Annotated in this window: 20 protein-coding genes; 11 read left to right on the forward strand and 9 right to left on the reverse strand. The window is 67.0% G+C overall.

Going from position 1 to position 20014, the window contains the following annotated elements:
* Nucleotides 1-33 precede the first annotated feature (33 nt).
* Nucleotides 34-456, reverse strand: coding sequence for a MarR family winged helix-turn-helix transcriptional regulator (locus tag LT948_RS10310; protein ID WP_020751151.1), 423 nt, complete (start codon nucleotides 454-456; stop codon nucleotides 34-36).
* 38 nt (nucleotides 457-494) lie between these two features.
* A complete protein-coding gene (locus LT948_RS10315) occupies nucleotides 495-1400 on the reverse strand; it encodes a substrate-binding periplasmic protein (RefSeq protein ID WP_003140149.1) in 906 nt (301 codons plus the stop codon).
* On the opposite strand from LT948_RS10315, the gene LT948_RS10320 reads away from it, so the two are divergent.
* Nucleotides 1399-2433 (forward strand): amidohydrolase family protein, encoded by a 1035-nt coding sequence (locus LT948_RS10320; protein ID WP_003140148.1) that lies wholly within the window; start codon nucleotides 1399-1401, stop codon nucleotides 2431-2433. The two genes, LT948_RS10315 and LT948_RS10320, sit on opposite strands and share 2 nt — an antisense overlap.
* 68 nt (nucleotides 2434-2501) lie before the next feature.
* Complete coding sequence (locus tag LT948_RS10325; RefSeq protein ID WP_003087466.1) at nucleotides 2502-2978, forward strand: DUF3859 domain-containing protein; 477 nt, start codon at nucleotides 2502-2504, stop codon at nucleotides 2976-2978.
* Nucleotides 2979-3151: 173 nt separating this feature from the next.
* Here the strand turns inward: LT948_RS10325 and LT948_RS10330 are convergent, their stop codons facing one another.
* The 7 genes from LT948_RS10330 to LT948_RS10360 all read right to left on the reverse strand — a co-directional run bounded on the left by LT948_RS10330 (nucleotide 3152) and on the right by LT948_RS10360 (nucleotide 12399).
* On the reverse strand, nucleotides 3152-3592 hold the full coding sequence (locus LT948_RS10330) for a winged helix-turn-helix transcriptional regulator (protein WP_003087468.1): 441 nt from the start codon (nucleotides 3590-3592) through the stop codon (nucleotides 3152-3154).
* A 104-nt stretch (nucleotides 3593-3696) separates the two neighbouring features.
* A complete protein-coding gene (locus tag LT948_RS10335; protein ID WP_003109962.1) occupies nucleotides 3697-5322 on the reverse strand; it encodes a methyl-accepting chemotaxis protein in 1626 nt (541 codons plus the stop codon).
* Nucleotides 5323-5475: 153 nt separating this feature from the next.
* On the reverse strand, nucleotides 5476-6693 hold the full coding sequence (gene fabB / locus LT948_RS10340) for a beta-ketoacyl-ACP synthase I (RefSeq protein WP_003087471.1): 1218 nt from the start codon (nucleotides 6691-6693) through the stop codon (nucleotides 5476-5478).
* Between the two features lie 11 nt (nucleotides 6694-6704).
* Nucleotides 6705-7220, reverse strand: a complete 516-nt coding sequence (fabA, locus tag LT948_RS10345; protein WP_003087475.1) for a 3-hydroxyacyl-[acyl-carrier-protein] dehydratase FabA — start codon at nucleotides 7218-7220, stop codon at nucleotides 6705-6707.
* Between the two features lie 188 nt (nucleotides 7221-7408).
* Complete coding sequence (locus LT948_RS10350) at nucleotides 7409-9364, reverse strand: ATP-binding protein (RefSeq protein WP_003109961.1); 1956 nt, start codon at nucleotides 9362-9364, stop codon at nucleotides 7409-7411.
* Complete coding sequence (locus tag LT948_RS10355; RefSeq protein WP_073647603.1) at nucleotides 9361-10119, reverse strand: ABC transporter substrate-binding protein; 759 nt, start codon at nucleotides 10117-10119, stop codon at nucleotides 9361-9363. Before LT948_RS10355 ends, LT948_RS10350 begins: the two co-directional genes overlap by 4 nt.
* Nucleotides 10120-10290: 171 nt before the next feature.
* Nucleotides 10291-12399 (reverse strand): TonB-dependent receptor plug domain-containing protein, encoded by a 2109-nt coding sequence (locus tag LT948_RS10360; protein ID WP_034014003.1) that lies wholly within the window; start codon nucleotides 12397-12399, stop codon nucleotides 10291-10293.
* A gap of 150 nt (nucleotides 12400-12549) precedes the next feature.
* On the opposite strand from LT948_RS10360, the gene LT948_RS10365 reads away from it, so the two are divergent.
* The 9 genes from LT948_RS10365 to LT948_RS10405 all read left to right on the forward strand — a co-directional run bounded on the left by LT948_RS10365 (nucleotide 12550) and on the right by LT948_RS10405 (nucleotide 20007).
* Complete coding sequence (locus tag LT948_RS10365; protein ID WP_021264570.1) at nucleotides 12550-13572, forward strand: NAD(P)H-dependent glycerol-3-phosphate dehydrogenase; 1023 nt, start codon at nucleotides 12550-12552, stop codon at nucleotides 13570-13572.
* 13 nt (nucleotides 13573-13585) lie between these two features.
* Nucleotides 13586-13927, forward strand: coding sequence for a DUF4389 domain-containing protein (locus LT948_RS10370; protein ID WP_003097882.1), 342 nt, complete (start codon nucleotides 13586-13588; stop codon nucleotides 13925-13927).
* A complete protein-coding gene (gene sixA, locus LT948_RS10375) occupies nucleotides 13924-14388 on the forward strand; it encodes a phosphohistidine phosphatase SixA (RefSeq protein WP_003087483.1) in 465 nt (154 codons plus the stop codon). Before LT948_RS10370 ends, sixA begins: the two co-directional genes overlap by 4 nt.
* 126 nt (nucleotides 14389-14514) lie before the next feature.
* Nucleotides 14515-16182 carry an AMP-binding protein gene (locus LT948_RS10380; RefSeq protein ID WP_021264571.1) on the forward strand — a complete coding sequence of 556 codons (1668 nt, stop codon included), beginning with the start codon at nucleotides 14515-14517 and terminating at the stop codon, nucleotides 16180-16182.
* A gap of 52 nt (nucleotides 16183-16234) precedes the next feature.
* A complete protein-coding gene (locus tag LT948_RS10385) occupies nucleotides 16235-16672 on the forward strand; it encodes a hotdog fold thioesterase (RefSeq protein ID WP_003087490.1) in 438 nt (145 codons plus the stop codon).
* 57 nt (nucleotides 16673-16729) lie between these two features.
* On the forward strand, nucleotides 16730-17554 hold the full coding sequence (locus LT948_RS10390) for an AraC family transcriptional regulator (RefSeq protein WP_019485658.1): 825 nt from the start codon (nucleotides 16730-16732) through the stop codon (nucleotides 17552-17554).
* 40 nt (nucleotides 17555-17594) lie between these two features.
* On the forward strand, nucleotides 17595-18236 hold the full coding sequence (locus LT948_RS10395; RefSeq protein ID WP_003120430.1) for a LysE family translocator: 642 nt from the start codon (nucleotides 17595-17597) through the stop codon (nucleotides 18234-18236).
* Nucleotides 18237-18337: 101 nt separating this feature from the next.
* The gene (locus LT948_RS10400) at nucleotides 18338-19150 is read left to right on the forward strand and encodes an alpha/beta fold hydrolase (RefSeq protein ID WP_022580598.1); all 813 of its coding nucleotides are present in this window, start codon (nucleotides 18338-18340) and stop codon (nucleotides 19148-19150) included.
* Nucleotides 19147-20007 (forward strand): alpha/beta fold hydrolase, encoded by an 861-nt coding sequence (locus LT948_RS10405; RefSeq protein WP_003097867.1) that lies wholly within the window; start codon nucleotides 19147-19149, stop codon nucleotides 20005-20007. The genes LT948_RS10400 and LT948_RS10405 overlap by 4 nt, the downstream gene beginning before the upstream one ends.
* Nucleotides 20008-20014 lie beyond the last annotated feature (7 nt).

The following is a 20014-nucleotide window of genomic DNA, read 5'->3' on the forward strand; positions in this document are numbered from 1 at the left end:
GTAACGCGGAAAAAAAGATAGACCGCAATGGCCTCAGATCAGGCGAGCGAGCAACCCGCGCAGGGTTTCCTGTTCTTGCGGGGAGAGGGGAGCCAAGGCCTGCCGGTTGATCTCGCGGGCGGCCGCCAGGCCGGCCTCGAGTTCGGCGCGTCCGGCAGGACTGAGGCTGACCAGCAGGCGCCGGCCGTCGTCCGGATCGGCGCTGCGCTGGATCAGTCCCCGTTTGTCCAGGCGCTCGACGACGCCCTTGATGGTCGCGGCGTCCATGGCGGTGAGCCGGCCGAGCTGGTTCTGCGGGCAGGGTCCGGTCTCGCCGAGGCGGACCAGGGCGGCCCACTGGGTGGGTGTCAGGCCGTTGCCGATGCCATTGGCGAACAACGCTGCATAGCGCTGGTTGGCCTGGCGCAGGATGAAGCCGATCTGGTCGTCGAGGCGGTACGGGGTGGTACGGGACATGCTGGGCATCGGTGGTGGCGTGAAGGCCTCATTCTAGCTCACGGCCGGTACCAGAGTGCCTCGCGCTGAAAAGGAGTTTTTCCTGGAAGATAGGGGTTTTTCAGCTCGATTATTCTCCGCTGCCGAAGGGCAAGCTTTTCCAGCCGCGTCTTGAAATGTCGCTCGAACAGCCGTTCGAAGCTACCGTCGGCAATCGCCTTCTCCAGGCCCTGGCGAATGGCCTCGGCCAGTTCCGGGCGTTGACGCGAAACGAAGAAATAGAAGGCCGCGGGGTAGTGCAGGGCCAGGTGCTGGTCGATCGCCAGGTGCAGCCCGGCGCGGGAGGCGTCCTCCAGTTCTCCGTCGATCACTACGACCTCGCGGGGGAAGACCTCGAAGCGGCCGGCATCGAGCATGCGGAACAGGCTCTCGTAGCTCTGGCTGGTCTTCACCTCCAGGCCGTTGGCGCGCAGGATCGGTGTGTCGGCCCAGTCCTGGCGCTGGCCGAAGCGCAGGCGGCGGAGATCGTCGAGGGTCCGCACCGAGGCCAGGAGGTCCTTGTTGGCGGCGCTGACCAGAGGAATGCGCCAGCCGATCAGGCCGCGATAGATCGGAATGCGGATCGGCAGCAGGGTCTCTTCCAGGTCGTCGCGGGACTGCGCCCACATCACCTGCAGGCCCGGATCGTCCTGCTCCAGGCGCAGTTGCGCACGGGACTGCGGCATGGGCTGCGCGCTGGGCTCCAGGCGGTAGTCGCCGCCGCTCCTGGCCAGCGCCAGTTGCAGCAGCTCGACGACGTAGGGTTCGGGGTTGCGCCCTTCGGAATGGCGCGGATAGATCACCCGTTCGCCAGCCCCGGCATGCCAGGCCAGCAGGCCGAACAGCAGGGCCAGCCAGCGGAGCGGCGAACCCTGGCCGAGCGGCTGCGGTCTATGTTCACTCAGGCCTATCAGGAGGAATGCCATGGCTGGCCCCCGTACGCGTGCCCTGTTTTCGACATTGTTCGCCCTGTCCCTGGTGACATCCTTGACCCATGCCAGGGATTATCGCTACAGCGACGCTCACGTGCACTACGTGGATTTCTTCCAGGAAAGCGAAGGCATGCCGCGCCTGCTGGAGGCGATGGACAAAGGCCGGGTCGACCATGTGATGCTCAGCGGCGTCGCGGTCGCCAAGAAATGGCACGAGGACGAGCCGAAGCGGCCGCGCTACTACGCTGGCGACGATGCCGGAGCCTATTGGTACAGCGCCACCGACGTGATCGTGGCGGCGGCGGTGAAATCCCTGCCAGCCGAGCAGCGGCGGCGCGTGCATCCGTTCCTGACCGGTTTCAACCCGACCGACAAGAACGCCGACGCGCACATCCGTCGCATGCTGGAGCTGGACCCGGGACTCTGGCAGGGCATCGGCGAGATCTTTACCCGGCACGACGACCTCACCGCGCTGACCTACGGCGACGTGCCGAGGGCCAACAATGAGGCGCTGGCGCGGGTCTATCACCTGGCCGCCGAATTCGACCTGCCGGTGTTGCTGCACGCCAACGTCACTTCCAAGCGCGAACGCAACCCGCTGTACCTGGCGGAAATCGAGGAGCCCCTGCGCAATCACCCGCATGTGCGGTTCATCTGGGCCCATGCCGGGACCAGCATGGAGATCCATCGCCACCAGAAGAAACTGGACTTCCTCCTGCCGACCCTTGGGCGTCTGCTGCAGCGCTACCCGAACCTCTACATCGACCTGTCCTGGTCGGTGTTGCGCCCGTACCTGCTGGACGAGCAGGGCAAGCCCGACCCGCAGTGGCTGGCACTGGTCGAGCGGTTTCCGCAACGCTTCATGCTCGGTTCCGATGTGGTCGGCCAGTTCGACAGCCTGCCCGAGTTGATGGCGAGCTTCGATCCGTTCCTCGACGCCTTGCCCGAGCAGGTCGCTCGCCAGGTGGCGCGGGACAACTTCCTGGCGGTGCTGCCGCGCCAGCCCGCCGATCCGCGAGGCGAATAACCCGGATTCGTCATCAGTCTGTCATGCCGGCGTCATAGGCTCGCGCCAGTCCCATCCAGGAGTGAGTCATGTCCTTCATCCGTTCTTGCATCAGTCGTTCCGTCTTCCTGCTCGGCGCCGGCGTCGCCGTGGCGGCGCAGGCCGAGGTGCGTATCGACGGCCCCATCGAATATGGCGTGTTCGAAAGCCGCTACCAGGATTTCCAGCCCGGCGAACGGGTATTGACCCGTAGCGAGCAGAACATCCAGCAGACCACCGAAGTCCCGGCCAAGCTCGGCACCAAGTTCGGCATGCGTTATCAACTCAGCGGCAAGCAGGAAGGCGATACGCCTTTGACGCTGCTCTACCTCACCCCGGGCGTGGTCACTCCGGATGGCCAGCGGCATGACAAGTTCGAAGTGGTGCAGAAGCTGGTGCCGGGCGCGCCGACCGATGTCATGGCCTACGAATTCACCGAGCCGCACGAAGTGGTGAAGGGCGAATGGCGGTTGATGGTGTTCCAGGGCGATCGCCTGCTGGCGGAGAAATCCTTCGACGTGCGCTGAGCGCGAGCCATGCAAAGCGCTGGTTTTCTTGTGTCGCGTGGATAACGCGGGGGCGCCATTCGCTCTACCGGGCAAGGGTTGCCTGCGTGCGGCAGGGCGAATAGCCGCCCGCGGTTATCCGCCGTTTTGGCGGCGTACGCGCGGATGCCGATGGTAGCCTGTTCGTCCTTCGATCAGTCCCTGCTGACCCGGGTATCTTCCGCGGCGAGCGGACTGCCGTCGCCGGCGCGTACCTGCAGGCGCGGCACCGGCTGGCCGCTGTCGCGCTCGACCAGGCGGACATGGGATTCGTCCGGGGCGAAGAAATAGTCCTCGCCCCACTGCCGAATCGCCACCAGCAGGGGGAAGAGCGCGCGTCCCTTGTCAGTCAGGCGGTATTCCTGGTGACTGCCGCTTTCGGCCGGGACCGCCACCATCACGCCGTGCTCCACCAGGTTGCGCAGGCGCGCCGCCAGGATGTTCTTGGCCAGGCCGAGGCTCTTCTGGAATTCGCCGAAGCGCGTCAGTCCTTCGAAGGCATCGCGCACGATGAGCATCGACCAGCCGTCGCCGATCACGTCCAGCGGGCGGGCGACTGGACAACTGGCTTGCTTGTGGCTGGTGCGCTTGACCATCAGGGCGGCTCCGGGGGGGAGAGGATCGGGTTTCATGGTAAAACCCGGGCTCCACGCTGGGCAACCGCAGCAAGTGCGCCGCCGTGAGACGGCGCACGGCATGGTCAGACGACGAAGCGGGTGACCATGTTGTTCAGGTCGATGGCCAGTTGCGACAGTTCCTGGCTGGCGGCGGCGGTCTGGTTGGAGCCGGCGGACGTCTGCAGCGAGATGTCGCGGATGTTCACCAGGTTGCGGTCGACCTCGCGGGCCACCTGGGCCTGCTGCTCGGAGGCGCTGGCGATCACCAGGGTACGCTCGTTGATCTGGCCGACCCGCTCGGCGATCTCGTTCAGCGCCAGGCCGGCGGCTTCGGCGATCTCCAGCATGTTGCGGGCGCGTACGCTGCTGCTGTCCATGGCGCCGACCGCGGCGCCGGTGCCTTCCTGGATGTTGGCGATCATCTGCTCGATCTCGCGGGTGGATTCCTGGGTGCGATGGGCGAGGGCGCGAACCTCGTCGGCGACCACGGCGAAACCGCGGCCCTGCTCGCCGGCGCGAGCCGCCTCGATGGCCGCGTTGAGCGCCAGGAGATTGGTCTGTTCGGCGATACCGCGGATCACGTCGAGGACCTTGGAAATGTCCTGGGCCTTTTCCGCCAGGCCGCCGACCAGCGCCGAGGTATTGTCCACTTCTTCGCTCATCAGGCGGATCGCCTGGACCGTCTCCAGTACCCGCTGGCGTCCGTTCTGCGCCGATTGCTCGGAGGCGGACGAGGCGTCCGAGGTGGAGCTGGCGTTGCGCGCCACTTCCTCGACGGCGGCGGTCATCTCGTTGACCGCGGTGGCGGCCATCTGGATTTCGTCGTTCTGCTGGGTCAGCGAGCGGTTGCCCTGCTCGGTGACGGCGCTGAGTTCCTCCGCGGCGGAGGCCAGTTGGGTCGCCGAGCTGCCGATCTGCTGGATGGTCTGGCGCAGTTGTGCCTGCATGCCCTGGAGGGCGACCAGCAACTTGGCCGGTTCGTCGCGGCCAGAGGTGTCGATGCGGCTGGTGAGGTCGCCCGAAGCGATCACCTCGGCCACTCGCAGCGCCTCGCCGAGCGGTTGGGTGATGCTGCGGGTGAACAGCCAAGCCAGTACCACGGTAGCGAGGCCGGCGACCAGCAGTACGCCGATCACTGCGGCGAAGGCGCTGTGATAGACCTCATCGGCCGTGTGGCTGGCCTGGCTGGCGCCCTTGACGTTGAAGTCGATCAGCGCCTGCAGTTGCTGCTGGGTGGCGCGGTACTGGTCGAGCAAGGTGCTTTCGGTGTACTGGCGGGTCTCTTCCAGCGGCTTGCTGCGCGACATCTGCACCAGGGTCTGCTGGCTTTGCAGGAGCGTCTGCCGGGTAGCCAGGTAGCGCTCGTAGATCGAGCGCTCGTCGGCACCACTGATCAGCCGTTGGTAGGCGCCCTCGCGATCGGTCAGTTCCTTGCCGATTTCCGTCATGCGGCTTTCCAGGAAGCGTTTGCTGCTGTCGTCCGCCGCCAGCACATGGGCCAGTTGCACCTGCCGCAGTTCGGCGAGCAGAACGTTCAACTCGGCGCTTTCGCGGACGCTAGGCAGCCAGTTGTCGCTGATGTCCGAAGAGGCTTCGTTGAGCGAACCCATTCGGTTCAGGGAAAAGATGCCGGTGATGACCAGCAGAGCGGTGATCAGGGCGAAACTCAGGGCGGCACGGGTCGCGATGGGCATACTGCGCAAAGACATGATGGCGGATTCCAGGGGGCAGGAGAGAGACGGGGCTGATCAGTTCTATCGGCAGGCGGGGCGCCAGGTTTAGCCCGTTCATGCAGTTCGGGTAAAGAAACGCTGGGTACAAAAAAGCGCCCCGAAGGGCGCTTCATGCGGCGATGGAGGGAATCAACCCTGCCAGCGCTTGAGGACCAGGGTGGCGTTGGTGCCGCCGAAGCCGAAGCTGTTGCTCATGACGGTATCGAGCTTGGCGTTCTCGCGGGTCTCGCGGAGAATCGGCAGGTCGGCCACTTCCGGGTCGAGTTCGTCGATGTTGGCGGAGCCGGCGATGAAGCCGCCTTCCATCATCAGCAGGCAATAGATCGCCTCGTGTACGCCGGCGGCGCCCAGCGAGTGGCCGGACAGGCTCTTCGTCGAGCTGATGGCCGGCGCCTTGTCGCCGAACACTTCGCGCACGCCTCGGATCTCGGCGACGTCGCCGACCGGGGTGGAGGTGCCGTGGGTGTTCAGGTAGTCGATCGGCGCGTCGACGGTGGCCAGCGCCTGCTGCATGCAGCGGATCGCGCCTTCGCCGCTCGGGGCGACCATGTCGTAGCCGTCGGAGGTGGCGCCGTAGCCGACGATCTCGGCGTAGATCTTGGCGCCGCGCTTGAGCGCATGCTCCAGCTCCTCGACCACCACCATGCCGCCGCCGCCGGCGATGACGAAGCCGTCACGCTTGGCGTCGTAGGCGCGGGAGGCCTTTTCCGGCGTCTCGTTGTACTGGGTGGAGAGGGCGCCCATGGCGTCGAACAGGCAGCTCTGGCTCCAGTGTTCCTCTTCGCCGCCGCCGGCGAAGACCACGTCCTGCTTGCCCAGCTGGATTTGTTCCATGGCCTGGCCGATGCAATGCGCGCTGGTGGCGCAGGCGGAGGAGATCGAGTAGTTGACGCCCTTGATCTGGAACGGCGTGGCCAGGCAGGCCGATACGGTGCTGCCCATGGTGCGGGTCACGCGGTATGGGCCGATGCGCTTGACGCCTTTCTCGCGCAGGGTATCGATGGCTTCCATCTGGTTCAGGGTGGAAGCGCCGCCGGAGCCGGCGATCAGGCCGGTGCGGGGGTTGGAAATCTGTTCCGGAGTCAGGCCGGAGTCCTTGATCGCCTGCTCCATCGCCAGGTAGGCGTAAGCGGCGGCATCGCCCATGAAGCGGAAGACCTTGCGATCGATCAGCTCTTCGAGGTTCAGGTCGACCGAACCGGAAACGTGGCTGCGCAGGCCCATCTCGGCGTAGGACGGATTGAAGCGAATGCCGGGCCGACCCGCACGGAGGTTGGCGGAAACGGTGTCTTTGTCATTGCCGAGGCAGGAAACGATGCCCAGACCGGTGATAACGACGCGACGCATGCGGATAACCCTTAGAAGCTGTCAGTGGAGGTGAACAGGCCGACGCGGAGGCCTTCGGCACTGTAGATTTCGCGGCCATCGACGCTGACGGTGCCGTCGGCGATGGCCAGGACCAGCGAACGATTGATCGTGCGCTTGATATGAATGTTATACGTGACCTTCTTCGCTGTCGGCAGAACCTGACCGAAGAACTTCACTTCGCCCGAACCCAGGGCGCGGCCGCGGCCGGGGTTGCCCTGCCAGCCGAGGTAGAAACCGACCAGCTGCCACATGGCATCCAGGCCCAGGCAACCGGGCATGACCGGATCGCCTTCGAAGTGACAGGCGAAGAACCACAGGTCCGGGTTGATATCCAGCTCGGCGACCAGCTCGCCCTTGCCATACTTGCCGCCGACATCGCTGATGTGAACGATGCGATCGATCATCAGCATGTTGGGGGCGGGAAGTTGCGCGTTACCCGGGCCGAACAGCTCGCCGCGACTGCAGCGCAGCAGGTCTTCTCGGGTGAAGGCGTGTTGTTTGGTCATGCGAGCTCCTCAAAAATCCCTGAACTGCAGGGTTGTGGCGGTTCGTCCAGCGGCCGTCGCGCCGGGTTATTGTATCGGCGTCGCAGCGGCAGCCTAGTCATAGACTGTTGCGTTGCGGTGAAAGTCACAGTGTCCGGCGAACAGATGTTCACTTTATTCCCGCGTCCGCTTGCCGCCCTTGTCGTAGATCATTCCGGCTCCCCTCGTCCGGTTTCGTTCGACGTCACGGGGAGTTCCGGCTGCGAGCCGATCCAGCGTTGCAGTATGCGTTGCAATTCCGCCCGTTTGAATGGCTTGGCCAGGTAATCGTTCATTCCCGCCTGCAGGCAGTTCTCCCGATCGCCCTGCAGGGCGTTGGCGGTCAGGGCGATGATCGGTACCCGCCGACCGTTCTCCTGGGCCCTGATTTCCCGTGTCGCCGAGTAGCCGTCGAGCACCGGCAGGCGGCAGTCCATCAGGATCGCGTCGTAGCGCTGGCGCTCGGCGCTGCGCACCGCCTGGATACCGTCGGCGACCAGGGTGACGCGATAGCCGAGGCTGCGCAACATGGCTTCTATGACTGTCTGGTTCACCGGATTGTCCTCGACCAGGAGGATTTCCTGACCGGCGGCAATCGGGGCGGCGTCGCCAGCGGCCTGCTGCCGGTGCGCCGGCGACTGCTGGAAGGGCAGCGGAATCTCCAGGGTGAAGGTCGATCCCGAGCCTTCCTTGCTCTCTGCCTGCAGGGTGCCGCCCATCCGTTCCGCCAGGGTCCTGGCGATCGCCAGGCCGAGCCCGGTGCCGCCGTAGCGCCGGGAAATCGACGAATCCGCTTGCTGGAAGGCGTCGAACATATGTTCCAGGCGTTCCGGCGAGATGCCGATGCCGCTGTCGTGCACCGCGCAGGTCAGCCACAGTACGTCGTGATCGAGCGCCTGCCACTCCAGGCTGAGATGGATGGCGCCTTCCTCGGTGAATTTCAGCGCATTACCCAGCAGATTCACCAGAATCTGTCGGATCCGCGTCGGATCGCCGCAGACCTCGATATTCTCCAGGCCGGCCTGGATCTGCAATTCCAGCGCCAGTCCGCGTTGCTGGGCGCTGTGCTGGAACACCAGGGCGGAGCCTTGCACCAGTTCCAGCAGGTTGAAGGGAATGCACTCCAGTTCCAGCGCGCCGCGTTCGATCCTTGAGAAATCGAGAATGTCGTTGATGACCTTCAGCAGGTGTTCGGTGGACTCGGTGGCCAGCGCCGTGTACTCGGCCTGTTCGCGGGTCTGCTCGGTGGTTTCCAGCAGTTGCAGCATGCCCAGCACGCCGTTCATCGGGGTGCGAAGCTCGTGGCTCATCATCGCCAGGAAGTCGGACTTCGCCCGGTTCGCCTGCTCCGCTTCCTCGCGGGCGCTGATCAATTGGCCGATCGCCTGTTCCTGTTCCCGGCTCGCGCGGTCCAGCCCGCTGGCGAGATTGTTGATGTGACGGGCCAGGTCGCCGATCTCGCCGTCGTCGAGGATCGGCAGGCTGGTCTTGTAGTCGCCGCTCTGGATCGCCTCGACCGCCTGGCCCATGGTGCTGATCGGCGCCGACAGGCGCTGCGCCAGGCGGCGCGCGACGAGGAAGGTGAGGATCAGGGCGAAGGCGGCCAGCAGGGCGGCCTTCAGGAGGATTTCCTGTTGCCGCTGGCTGAAGGCGTCGTTGGACATGCCGACCACCACCCGGCCGAGGTAGTCCTCGCCGGACTGGCCGTCGCCTTCGCTGGCGCCGTCCAGCAGCGGGTCGCTGGCCAGGGCGATGCGCTGGCGCTGGATGGTGGAGTGGAAGATGTCGATCGGCGCGGCGTTCTGCAACGCGCCGGACAACTGTTCGACGTACACCAGGATATTGTCGTTGCGGTCGCGTACCTCGATGAAGCGCACATGCGGGGTGTCGAGGGTGGCCTGCAGCAGCTTCTGCAGCACGGGCGTGTTGCCGGCGATCACGCCGTATTCGGCGGCCGGCGCCAACTGGTCGGCGATCAACTGGCCGGTATGGGTCAGTTCCTGGCGCAGGTCCTGCAGGCGCGAGTAGGTGAAGTAGGCGGTGAGCAGCAGGGTCAGCAACAGCGCCGGGCCCAGGCTGATCGCCAGCATGCGGGTACGGATGTCCCAGCCGTGGCGCTGGCTCATGGTTCTTCTCCTTCGGCGAGGCGCCGGCCGAGGTCGGCGTCGCTGGCCAGGTCGATACCCAGGGAACGGGCTACCTGCCGATTGCCGAGCACCTTGAAATGCCCTGGATAGAGGCTGAGGGGCCAGTGCCTGGGCGCCTGGCCGAGCAGTTCGTCGAGGGTGTCCAGCCAGTCCTCCTGGTCGCTGTAGCTGCTCGCCAGGCTGCCGGCCTTGACGAAGGCTGCGGTGGGTCCGAGCAGCGCGCGGTTCTTGGCGTAGCTGCCGAGCAGCAGGCTCTTGATGCTCTGCGAGTTGTACAGCTGTTTGTCGTCGATGCCGAGCAGCAGGTCACTATTGCCGAGCAGGAACTGCAGCGGGCGCGGGTCGTCGTTGCCGCTGCTGCTGGCGACGAACAGCTCGAGCCCCTGGCTGCGGGCCTCGCGGCGAAGCTCGTCGAGGAGGAATTCGCTGTCCTTGCCGTAGAGCACGCCGATGCGCTGGATGCCCGGCAGGATCAGGCGCGCCAGGCGGAGCTGGCGGGCCGCCGGCGGGTCGCTCCAGAGTACGCAGAGCCCTCCGACGCCGTGTCCGCCATGCCCGTTGGCGCCTGGCAGCAGGCGCTGGCCATCGACCCGGTTGAGCAGCAGCGCCAGGGTCGGTGGCGCCCGGTGCTGGCGCAGGCGCCAGGCCAGGGCCTCGGGGCCGAGCAGGAGCAGGCGGGTGTCGTCGGCGAAGACCATCCCCTCCGCCAGGGCCGCGGGCGTGCGCAGTTCCACCTGGTCCTGCGGCCGTCGCTGCGACAGAGCGTCGCGAAAGGCGTTCACCGCGGCCCCCTGGTTGGCGCTGACCAGGACCAGTTGCGCGGCCTCGCCGACATGCGGGAGACAACAGAAGACGAGCGCGAGAATCGCCTGGAAAGCCCGACGGGCGGGGCGCAAGCGACGCATCTAGAACGTCACCTCGGCGCTGAAGTAGAGCAGGTGGCGGCTGTCGTAGCGGTTGTCGGGAAAAGTCAGCGGTTGGTCGTCGAGACGCTGCTGGAGCACGCCGGCCAGTTCCAGGGCGGCCTTGCCCAGGGGAATGCGCTTGGCCAGGCGCAGGTCGACGCGTTCGAAACGATGTCCATTGAGCGAATCGTCGCCGTAATAGAAGAGGGCGCTGGACCAGCCTTGGCCCCAGTCGTGCATCCAGCCGGCCGAGCCGCCGTGGCGGGCGGTCAGGCGCCGGTCGTAGCGACTGGTGGCGTCGTAGTCGAGATAGGCGTAGGTGGCGCGCAGGCGGTCGCGCAGGCCCAGGCGCCAGTCGAGCTGGCCTTCCGCGCCGGAGAAGCGGATGCGATCGCCGTTGTCCGGGCTGAAGTCGACGACGCTGAGCGGATCGCTGATCAGTCCGGTGATTTCCTCGTGGAACAGGCGCACATCCATGGCCAGCCCGGTCTCGCGGAAAAAACCGTTGTAGCCGATCTCGCGCGAACGGGTGTGTTCCTTGCCCAGGTCGCCGGGGCCGTGGGCGCTGGCGAAGTAGTAGGCTTCGCTCTGCCCGTAGGGCGCCGGTGTCAGGTGGCGGACCCGGTAGCGCCAGTCGACGTCGTTTTCGTACATGCCCGGCGACCGCACCGCCTCCGAATAGACCGCGCGCAGGCTGTGCTGGGGGTTGAACAGGTAGTTCACCGCCAGCCGCGGGCTGAACGAGCTGCCGGAGGCCTCGACGTCTTCGAGCATCCCGCCGCCCTGCAGCAGCCAGTGTTCGCCGGCATGCCACTCCAGTTGGCTGAACAGCCGCCAGATCTGGCTGCTGACCCTGCCGCCGTAGAAGGTCTCGGAGTTTGCCTGGTCGTAGCGGTAGCTCAGGCCGTTCAGCAGGCGCAGGTTGTCGCCCAGGCTGAGGGTGTCCTGCATCTCCAGGTCGTAGCGGCTTTCCCGGATGTTGCGGTCGACCCGTCCGCAGACCGGGCGTAGTCCGCCGTTGCGTAGCTGGTCGAGGACCTGGGTCGCCAGTTGCAGCTCCTGGGGGCTGCCGGGCGGCAGCCGGGTAGGGTCGTCGGCGAACCTGCGCAGGTAGTCCGGGTTCAGTTCCCAGAGTTGCGCCAGTTGCGGGCTGAAGGCGATGCCCGCCTCGCAGGCGTTCCATTCCTGCCGGCGCTCCCAGTGCTGCGCGTAGCCTTGTATATAGAAGCTGTGGCGTGGGTCGAGATCGACGTTCCAGCGCAGCGAACCGGCATAGTCGTGGGCGAGCGTATCGGAGTTGTCGACGTCGTCGGGAACCTGGGGAAACGGCGAGCGGTAGGCGTAGGGGTGCTGGTTCGAGCCTTCCTTGGCCGCCAGTTGCCACTCCAGGCTCTGGTTCGGCGCCAGGCTGTGGCTGGCGTTGAGGTTGAAGCGGCTGAGCCGGCGGCCGTCGCGCAGGGCGTGACCGTCGTGGTCGTGGTCGAAGCCGTCGTCTTCCTGGCCGGACAGCGACAGGCGGAAGTCGCTGTCTTCCAGGGCGATGCTCTGGCTGGCGTACCAGTCGCGGATGCCGCGCTGGCCTGCGGTGTATTTCAGGCGCGTGCCGGGCGACTCGCCGGGGGCCCGGGTGATGATGTTGATCACCCCCATCAATGCGTTGGCGCCGTAGCTGACGGTATTCGGACCGCGGAACACTTCGATCCGCTCGACATCCTCGAGGGCCAGCGGCAGGTCGCTCCAGTCGACGCTGGCGAGGCCCGGGCGGTACACCGAGCGACCGTCGATCAGTACTTGCAGGCGCCGCGCCCCCGACATGCTGGTGCCGTGGTAGTTGACCGTGGGCTGGTTGCCGGACAGGTAGCCGACCATCATGCCCGGGACCAGGCGCATCAGTTCGGGAATGTCGCGGGCGCCGCTGGCGACGATCAGCTCGCGGTCGAGCACGCTGATGCTGCCGGGAACTTCCGCCGGGGATTGTTTCAGGCGTGTCGCGGTCAATACTTCGGGAACGCCGCTGGGATCGTTGAACAGGTCGGCGGCCGCGAGCTTGCTGCCGAACAGCAGGGCCAGCAGGGTCAGGGAGACGGGAGCACGCGAAGCGATGGGCACGGAACGACCTTGTTCTCGATAGGTATTGTCTGGCCCGGGCATGGTAAACGAGGCGCGGGCTTTTGCCAGCGCCGGCGTCAAGACTGGTCGGCCGGCTGGCCGACCGTATAATGGCGTGATTGCCGCGTGGCGGCCAGAAATGGATGAATCATGACAGAGCAGCAACCGATTGCCGTGCTCGGCGGCGGCAGTTTCGGCACCGCCATCGCCAACCTGCTGGCCGAGAACGGCCAGGCGGTCCGCCAGTGGATGCGCGACCCGGAGCAGGCCGAGGCGATCCGCACACGACGCGAGAACCCGCGCTACCTGAAAGGGGTCAAGGTGCATCCCGGGGTCGAGCCGGTCACCAACCTGGAGCGCACCCTGGCCGATTGCCAACTGATCTTCGTCGCCTTGCCCTCCAGCGCCCTGCGCAAGGTGCTGCAACCACACCAGGCAGCATTGACGGACAAGCTGCTGGTGAGCCTGACCAAGGGCATCGAGGCGCACACCTTCAAGCTGATGAGTGAGATCCTCGAGGAAATCGCCCCGCAAGCCCGTATCGGGGTGATTTCCGGCCCGAACCTGGCGCGCGAGATCGCAGAGCACGAGCTGACCGCCACGGTGGTCGCCAGCGAGGACGACGAGCTGTGCGCCCGCGTCCAGGCGGCCCTGCACGGCCGCACCTTCCGCGTCTACGCCAGCCGCGACCGCTTCGGCGTGGAACTCGGCGGTGCGCTGAAGAACGTCTACGCGATCATGGCCGGCCTGGCCGCGGCGATGGACATGGGCGAGAACACCCGCAGCATGCTGATTACCCGCGCGCTGGCGGAAATGACCCGGTTCGCCGTCAAGCTCGGTGCCAACCCGATGACCTTTCTCGGCCTCGCCGGCGTCGGCGACCTGATCGTCACCTGTTCCTCGCCGAAGAGCCGCAACTACCAGGTCGGCCACGCCCTCGGCGAGGGGCTCAGCCTGGAGGAGGCGGTATCGCGCATGGGCGAGACCGCGGAGGGTGTGAACACGCTCAAGGTACTCAAGGAAAAGTCCGACGAGATGCAGGTGTACATGCCGCTGGTCGCCGGTCTCCATGCGATCCTCTTCGAAGGCCGCACCCTGGCGCAGGTCATCCAGCTGCTGATGCGCGGCGAGCCGAAGACCGACGTCGATTTCATTCCCACCACCGGCTTCTGACGAGGAGACCGCTATGTCCGCAGACCCGCAAGCACGCGAATCGATCGCCATCCGCATCCTCTGGATGCTGCTGTTCGTCCTGGTCTGGCAGGTCGCCGAACTGCTCCTCGGGGCGGTGGTGGTGATCCAGCTGGTCTACCGACTGATCTACGGCGCGCCGAACGGCAGCCTGATGGCTTTCGGCGATAGCCTCAGCCAGTACCTGGCGCAGATCGGCCGTTTCGGTACCTTCCACAGCGACGAGAAACCCTGGCCGTTCGCCGACTGGCCGAGCGCCCGCGCCGCCGAGGGCGAGGCCGCCCACAGCGTGCCGCCCGCCGCGCACCCGGCGCGCGACGAAGAGCCGAAGTTGTGAAGCTCTGGCTGTTGCGCCACGGCGAGGCCGAATCGCACGCCAGCCGGGACTCCGAGCGGCGCCTGACCGCCCATGGACGCAAGGAGGTGCTGCAGAGCGCCGCGCGGCTGGCCGGGTTGCCGCTGGACGGGATTCTCGCCAGCCCCTACGTGCGCGCCCAGCAGACCGCCGAGCTGGTGCGCGAGGCACTGGGGCTGGTCGAGCCGGTCGGCACCGCCCCCTGGTTGACCCCCGACGACGATCCGCGCGAGGTGCTCGGTTTCCTCGACGAGCGCAGCGAGCGCAATCTCCTGCTGGTCAGCCACCAGCCCCTGGTCGGGGCGCTGGGCGGTCTGCTGGTGCATGGCAACCGGCGTGATCCGTTGCCGATGAGCACTGCCTCGCTGGCCGAGCTGGAAGGCGACTTCGCCGCCGCCGGGCTGATGACCCTGGTCTCGCTGCATCACCCGCGGCACGGCTAGGAAGCGCCTGGCGCAACGACTACAAACCGAAACATTTCCCGGCTTGCCTGCGGTTGGCTGTGATGGAATATTCGACCAAGCAAGTGCTTGGTCGATCTCCCAGAACAACAACAACGGAGGCGGTACGTGGTCACTGCAAATCGTCTGCCGCTCGAAGTCTTCTTCGAGCGCGAAAAGCGTCATCCGCAACGGCGTTACCTGGTGCAGCCCATCGGTGGCGGCCGGGTCGAGGAGCTGAGCTGGGGCGAGGTGGGCGACCAGGCGCGGCGTGCAGCCGCCTGGTTGCGCAGCCTGGATCTCCCCGCCGGCAGCCGTATCGCGATCATCTCGAAGAACTGTGCGCACTGGATCGTCACTGACCTGGCGATCTGGATGGCCGGGCACGTTTCCGTCCCCCTCTATCCCAATCTCACCGCCGAGTCGGCGCGCCAGGTGCTGGAGCATTCCGAGTCGGCGGTGGTCTTCGTCGGCAAGCTCGACGACTGGCCGGCGATGGCGCCCGGAGTCCCCGAGGGCATACCGACCGTGGCCATGCCGTTGCACCCGGAAGGGCGTTTCGACCGCCAGTGGAGCGACCTGCAGGCCTGCGCGCCGCTCGAAGGCGACACGCCGACCGCCGCCGAGCAACTCGCCACCCTGATCTACACCTCCGGAACCACCGGCGTGCCCAAGGGGGTGATGCACAACTTCAGCAGTTTCGCCTTCGCTGCCAGCCGCGGCGTGGAACTGTTCGGCACCCGCGAAGACGACCGGATGCTCTCGTACCTGCCGCTGTGCCACGTGGCGGAGCGGATGTTCGTCGAGATGGGGTCGCTCTACGGGGGAACCACGGTGTTCTTCGCCGAAAGCCTGGACACCTTCGTCGATGACATGAAGCGTGCTCGGCCGACCCTGCTGTTCGGCGTGCCGCGCATCTGGACCAAGTTCCAGATGGGGGTGTATTCGAAGATGCCGGCGCAGAAGCTCGACCGCCTGCTGAAGCTGCCGATCCTCGGCCGCATCGTCGGTCGCAAGGTGCTCGCCGGGCTAGGCCTGGACGCGGTGCGCTACGCGCTCTGCGGCGCGGCGCCGGTACCCGAGGCGCTGCTGCTCTGGTATCGCCGCCTGGGCCTGGACGTGCTCGAGGTCTACGGGATGACCGAGAACAGCGGCTACTCCCACGTCTGCCGGCCCGGCCGGCAGAAGACCGGCTGGATCGGCCAGAACAGCCCCGGCGTCGAGGTACGCATCAGCGACGAGGGCGAGGTGCAGGTGCGTAGCGGCGCGACCATGGTCGGCTACTACAAGGAGCCGGAGAAGACCGCCGAGGTGCTCACCGCCGACGGTTTCCTGCGCACCGGCGACAAGGGCGAGCAGGACGCCGACGGCAACCTGCGCCTGACCGGGCGGATGAAGGAAATCTTCAAGACCAGCAAGGGCAAGTACGTGGCGCCGGCGCCGATCGAGAACCGCCTGGCGGTGCACGATCGCATCGAGCAGGTCTGCGTGGTCGGCGAGGGCCTCAGCGCGCCGCTGGGGCTCTGCGTGCTCTCCGAGGTCGGTCGCCGGGAGGCCCTCAACGGTACCCGCGGGGCGCTGGAAAGCAGCCTGCGGGCGCACCTGGAACAGGTCAACGGTGCGCTCGACAAGCACGAGCGCCTGGTCGGCCTGGTCCTGGTGCAGGAAACCTGGGCGGTGGACAACGGTTTCCTCACGCCGACCTTGAAGATCAAGCGCAATATGGTGGAAGGTGCCTATGGCTCGCGCTTCCACGAATGGGTGGAACGCCGCGAGGCCGTGCTCTGGCACGAATGACTCCCACCGACGGGAAGCCCTTCCGGGCTTCCCCCTTGCGCAAGGAATTCCCATGAGCCTCTGGCGACAAACGCCCGACCTGGAGCAACTGAACGCCTCGCAGAAGAACAGCATCGGCGACCTGCTTGGCATCCGCTTCGAAGCCTTCGACGACGAGTCGCTGACCGCCAGCATGCCGGTCGACTCGCGTACCCACCAGCCGTTCGGCCTGCTGCACGGCGGCGCCTCGGTGGTCCTCGCGGAAAGCCTGGGCTCGATGGCCAGCTACCTGTGCGTCGACACCAGCCAGTACTACTGCGTCGGCCTGGAAGTGAACGCCAACCACCTGCGCGGCCTGCGCAGCGGCCGGGTCACCGCGGTGGCCAGGGCGATCCACCTGGGGCGTACCACCCATGTCTGGGACATCCGCCTCAGTGGCGACGACGGCAAGCCGAGCTGCATCGCCCGCCTGACCATGGCGGTGGTGCCGCTGGCGGGCAGGGCGGGCTGAGCGCGGTCCGCAATTTTGTCCAAGATCGTTCCGTCCCGCTGGCGGTAGAGTAGCGGGATGGAGCAGATCACCCATCTCAGCAGCGGGATTCCCGGCGTACGCCTGATCGACGCCGAGCACAACCGCTTTTCCTTTCCCCGGCACTTCCACCTGGAGTACCACATCGGCTTGCTGCTGCAGGGCCGGCATCGCTATGCCGCCGGCGGCGAACGGCGCCTGGCCGGGGCCGGCGACGCGTTGCTGATGGCGCCGGAAAGCATCCACGACGGCAGCAGCGCCGGCGAGGAGGGCTACCGTATCCGCGTCCTGGCGCTCGATGCCGACTGGCTGGAGCGCGCCAGCCGCGACTTCAGCGACGGCCGCCGGGGGGCGCCGCGCCTGACCAGCAGCCTGGTCCGCGACGAGCGTCTGCAGCAGCGCCTGCGTCAGTTGCACCTGGGCATGCTCGGCGGCGCGGCGGCGCTGGAGAACCGTCTGGCCCTGGAAGAGCATCTCTGGCAGGCGCTGGCCTGCCTGCTCAGCCTGGGCAGCAGCCTGCGCCTGGAGGAGGGTGACCGGCAAGGCTTCGGCCGGCGCGACTGGACGCGGCTGCGCGACTGGCTGGAGTCGCGCCTGGAATACCCGCCGAGCCTGGAGGAACTGGCCGCCTTCTGCGGCCTGAGCCCCTGGCAGGCGCTGCGGCGCTTCCGCCGTCACTGTGGCCTGCCGCCCCACCAGTGGCTGACCCAACTGCGTCTGGAGCGCGCCTTGCCGCTGGTACTGCGCGGCGAGCAGCCGTTGAGCCAGGTGGCCCAGCAGTTCGGTTTCTACGACCAGGCGCACTTCACCCGTCTGTTCCGTCGCACCTACGGGTTACCGCCGGCGCGCCTGCGCCAGCGCTGAATCGCGTTTTCCTTTCCGATCCCTTTTTCGTGGAGTAGCCATGCAGGAATTGTCTGTCTTGCTGACCCTGGCGGCGGTGTTCGCCGTCGCCCTGGTCAGCCCCGGTCCCGATGTCGCCCTGGTGGTGCGCACGTCCCTGCACCAGGGGCGGCGGGCCGGCCTGGCCAGCGCGCTGGGGCTGGCCTGCGGGATTCTCCTGCATACCACCCTGGTGCTGACCGGCGTGTCGCTGCTGCTCAGCCGTACGCCTGTGCTGTTCGCCATCCTGCAGGCGCTCGGCGCGCTGTACCTGGCCTGGCTCGGCGTCGGCGCGCTGCGCGCCTGGCTGCGGCGCGGCGACGGCCAGCCGGGCCGGCTCGACGGGGCGCTGCCGCCGTCGCCCCTGGGGCCCTGGCTGCGTGGGGTGGCGACCAATCTGTTCAATCCCAAGGCGCTGGTGTTCTTCATCGCCTTGCTCGGCAGCCTGATTCCTGCGCAGATGTCGCTCGGCGGCAAGCTGGCGGTGGCGGCGCTGCTGTTCGGCATGGGCGCCTGCTGGTTCGGCCTGCTCAGCCTGACCCTTACCCGCCCGGCCCTGCAGGCCCGCCTGTTGCGCGCGGTGCCCTGGCTGGACGCGGCCTGCGGGGTGGTGTTCCTGCTGGTGGCGGCGGCGATCCTCGAGCATCTCGTCCGCTCTGCCTGAGGTTTTGGCCGCTTCGCCGTGCAAGGCAGCCGGCAAAGCCATTGCCGCCTCGGCGAGGCTGCCGGAGAATCCCTGGCATCAGCCCTGTCGAGACGTCGCGCATGTCGCAATCGGTTTTCTTCGCCCACGCCAACGGCTTCCCGTCGGCTACCTACGCCAAGCTGTTCGAGGCGTTGGCGCCGGAGTACCGGGTGGATCACCTGGAAATGCACGGGCACGACCCGCGTTTCCCGGTGAACGACAACTGGGACAACCTGGTGGACGAACTGCTGCACCATCTCGCCAGCCTGGAACAGCCGGTCTGGGGCGTCGGCCATTCCCTCGGCGGCGTGCTGCACTACCACGCGGCGCTGCGCCGGCCGGAACTCTACCGCGGCGTGGTGATGCTCGATTCGCCGGTGCTGACCCTCGCCGACCGCCTGGTGATCCGTGCCGCCAAGCGCTTCGGCTTCATCGACCGGATCACTCCGGCCGGGCGCACCCTGGGGCGTCGCGAGGCGTTCCCCGACCTGGAAGAGGCGCGGGCCTACTTCTCCGGCAAGGCGCTGTTCCGCCGTTTCGACCCCGACTGCCTGGAGGCCTACGTACGCCACGGGCTGGCCGACAGCGGCGGCGGTTCCGGCCTGCGCCTGCGCTTCGATCCGGCCACCGAGATCAGCATCTACCGCAGCGTGCCGCACAGCAGTCCGGGGCGTGCGCGGCAGTTGCAGGTGCCGCTGGCGATGGTGCGCGGGCGGCACAGCAAGGTGGTGTTGCCGCACCACACCCGGCTGATCCGGGCGATGCCGCGTGGCGAGTTCATGTCGCTGCCCGGCGGCCACATGTTCCCGCTGGAGCGCCCGCGGGAAACCGCCGAACTGCTGAAAGGCGTGTTCGAACGCTGGTCGCGGACGACCGAGGAGCGTTCGGCATGAGCCTGCAGGTCGAGGAAGTACGCATCAGCCTGCCGCACATCGAGCTGGCCGCGCATCTGTTCGGTCCGCCGGACGGCAAGCCGGTGATCGCCCTGCACGGCTGGCTGGACAACGCCATGAGCTTCTCGCGCCTGGCACCGAAGCTCGCCGGGCTGCGTATCGTCGCCCTCGACTTCGCCGGCCACGGGCATTCTGCGCATCGTGCCGAGGGTGCCAGCTACCTGCTCTGGGACTACGCGCTGGACGTGCTGATGGTGGCCGAGCAACTGGGCTGGGAGCGGTTTTCCCTGTTGGGACACTCGATGGGCGCCATCGTCTCGGTGCTGCTCGCCGGGGCCTTGCCCGAGCGCATCGAGCGGCTGGCGTTGATCGATGGCCTGATTCCCTACACTGGCGAAGCCGACAAGGCGCCGCAGAAGCTCGGCGAAGCGCTGAAGGCGCAACTGGCGCTACGCCACAAGCGCAAGCCGGTCTATGCCGAGCTGGAAAAAGCCGTGGAAGCGCGGATGCGCGGGGTCGGCGAGATCTCCCGGGAGGCCGCCGAACTGCTCGCCCAGCGCGGCCTGGAACCGGTGCCCGGCGGCTATACCTGGCGCACCGACGCGCGCCTGACCCTACCGTCGCCGCTGCGCCTGACCCAGGCCCACGCGCTGAACTTCGTGCGCAGCGTGGAGTGCCCGGTCAGCCTGGTACTGGCCGAGCAGGGCATGCTGGCGGTGGAGCCGCGCATGCGGGCGCTGCTGGAGACCCTGCCGTTCGAGCGGCACCACCTGCCGGGTGGGCATCACCTGCATCTGGACGACGAGGCCGGGGCGCAGGCGGTGGCCAGGGTCTTCGCGGCCTTCTTCGCGCGCTGAAACACCG

It is taken from the genome of Pseudomonas sp. CP-1, from assembly GCF_021213715.1.
GTDB lineage: Bacteria > Pseudomonadota > Gammaproteobacteria > Pseudomonadales > Pseudomonadaceae > Pseudomonas > Pseudomonas aeruginosa.

Excerpts from the sequence above, each read along its gene's own strand:
- LT948_RS10310 (WP_020751151.1), bottom strand. The coding sequence starts at position 456 with ATGTCCCGTACCACCCCGTACCGCCTCGACGACCAGATCGGCTTCATC.
- LT948_RS10320 (WP_003140148.1), top strand. The coding sequence starts at position 1,399 with ATGGCTGGCCCCCGTACGCGTGCCCTGTTTTCGACATTGTTCGCCCTG.
- LT948_RS10315 (WP_003140149.1), bottom strand. The coding sequence starts at position 1,400 with ATGGCATTCCTCCTGATAGGCCTGAGTGAACATAGACCGCAGCCGCTC.
- LT948_RS10325 (WP_003087466.1), top strand. The coding sequence starts at position 2,502 with ATGTCCTTCATCCGTTCTTGCATCAGTCGTTCCGTCTTCCTGCTCGGC.
- LT948_RS10330 (WP_003087468.1), bottom strand. The coding sequence starts at position 3,592 with ATGGTCAAGCGCACCAGCCACAAGCAAGCCAGTTGTCCAGTCGCCCGC.
- LT948_RS10335 (WP_003109962.1), bottom strand. The coding sequence starts at position 5,322 with ATGTCTTTGCGCAGTATGCCCATCGCGACCCGTGCCGCCCTGAGTTTC.
- fabB (WP_003087471.1), bottom strand. The coding sequence starts at position 6,693 with ATGCGTCGCGTCGTTATCACCGGTCTGGGCATCGTTTCCTGCCTCGGC.
- fabA (WP_003087475.1), bottom strand. The coding sequence starts at position 7,220 with ATGACCAAACAACACGCCTTCACCCGAGAAGACCTGCTGCGCTGCAGT.
- LT948_RS10350 (WP_003109961.1), bottom strand. The coding sequence starts at position 9,364 with ATGAGCCAGCGCCACGGCTGGGACATCCGTACCCGCATGCTGGCGATC.
- LT948_RS10365 (WP_021264570.1), top strand. The coding sequence starts at position 12,550 with ATGACAGAGCAGCAACCGATTGCCGTGCTCGGCGGCGGCAGTTTCGGC.
- LT948_RS10370 (WP_003097882.1), top strand. The coding sequence starts at position 13,586 with ATGTCCGCAGACCCGCAAGCACGCGAATCGATCGCCATCCGCATCCTC.
- LT948_RS10385 (WP_003087490.1), top strand. The coding sequence starts at position 16,235 with ATGAGCCTCTGGCGACAAACGCCCGACCTGGAGCAACTGAACGCCTCG.
- LT948_RS10390 (WP_019485658.1), top strand. The coding sequence starts at position 16,730 with ATGGAGCAGATCACCCATCTCAGCAGCGGGATTCCCGGCGTACGCCTG.
- LT948_RS10395 (WP_003120430.1), top strand. The coding sequence starts at position 17,595 with ATGCAGGAATTGTCTGTCTTGCTGACCCTGGCGGCGGTGTTCGCCGTC.
- LT948_RS10400 (WP_022580598.1), top strand. The coding sequence starts at position 18,338 with ATGTCGCAATCGGTTTTCTTCGCCCACGCCAACGGCTTCCCGTCGGCT.
- LT948_RS10405 (WP_003097867.1), top strand. The coding sequence starts at position 19,147 with ATGAGCCTGCAGGTCGAGGAAGTACGCATCAGCCTGCCGCACATCGAG.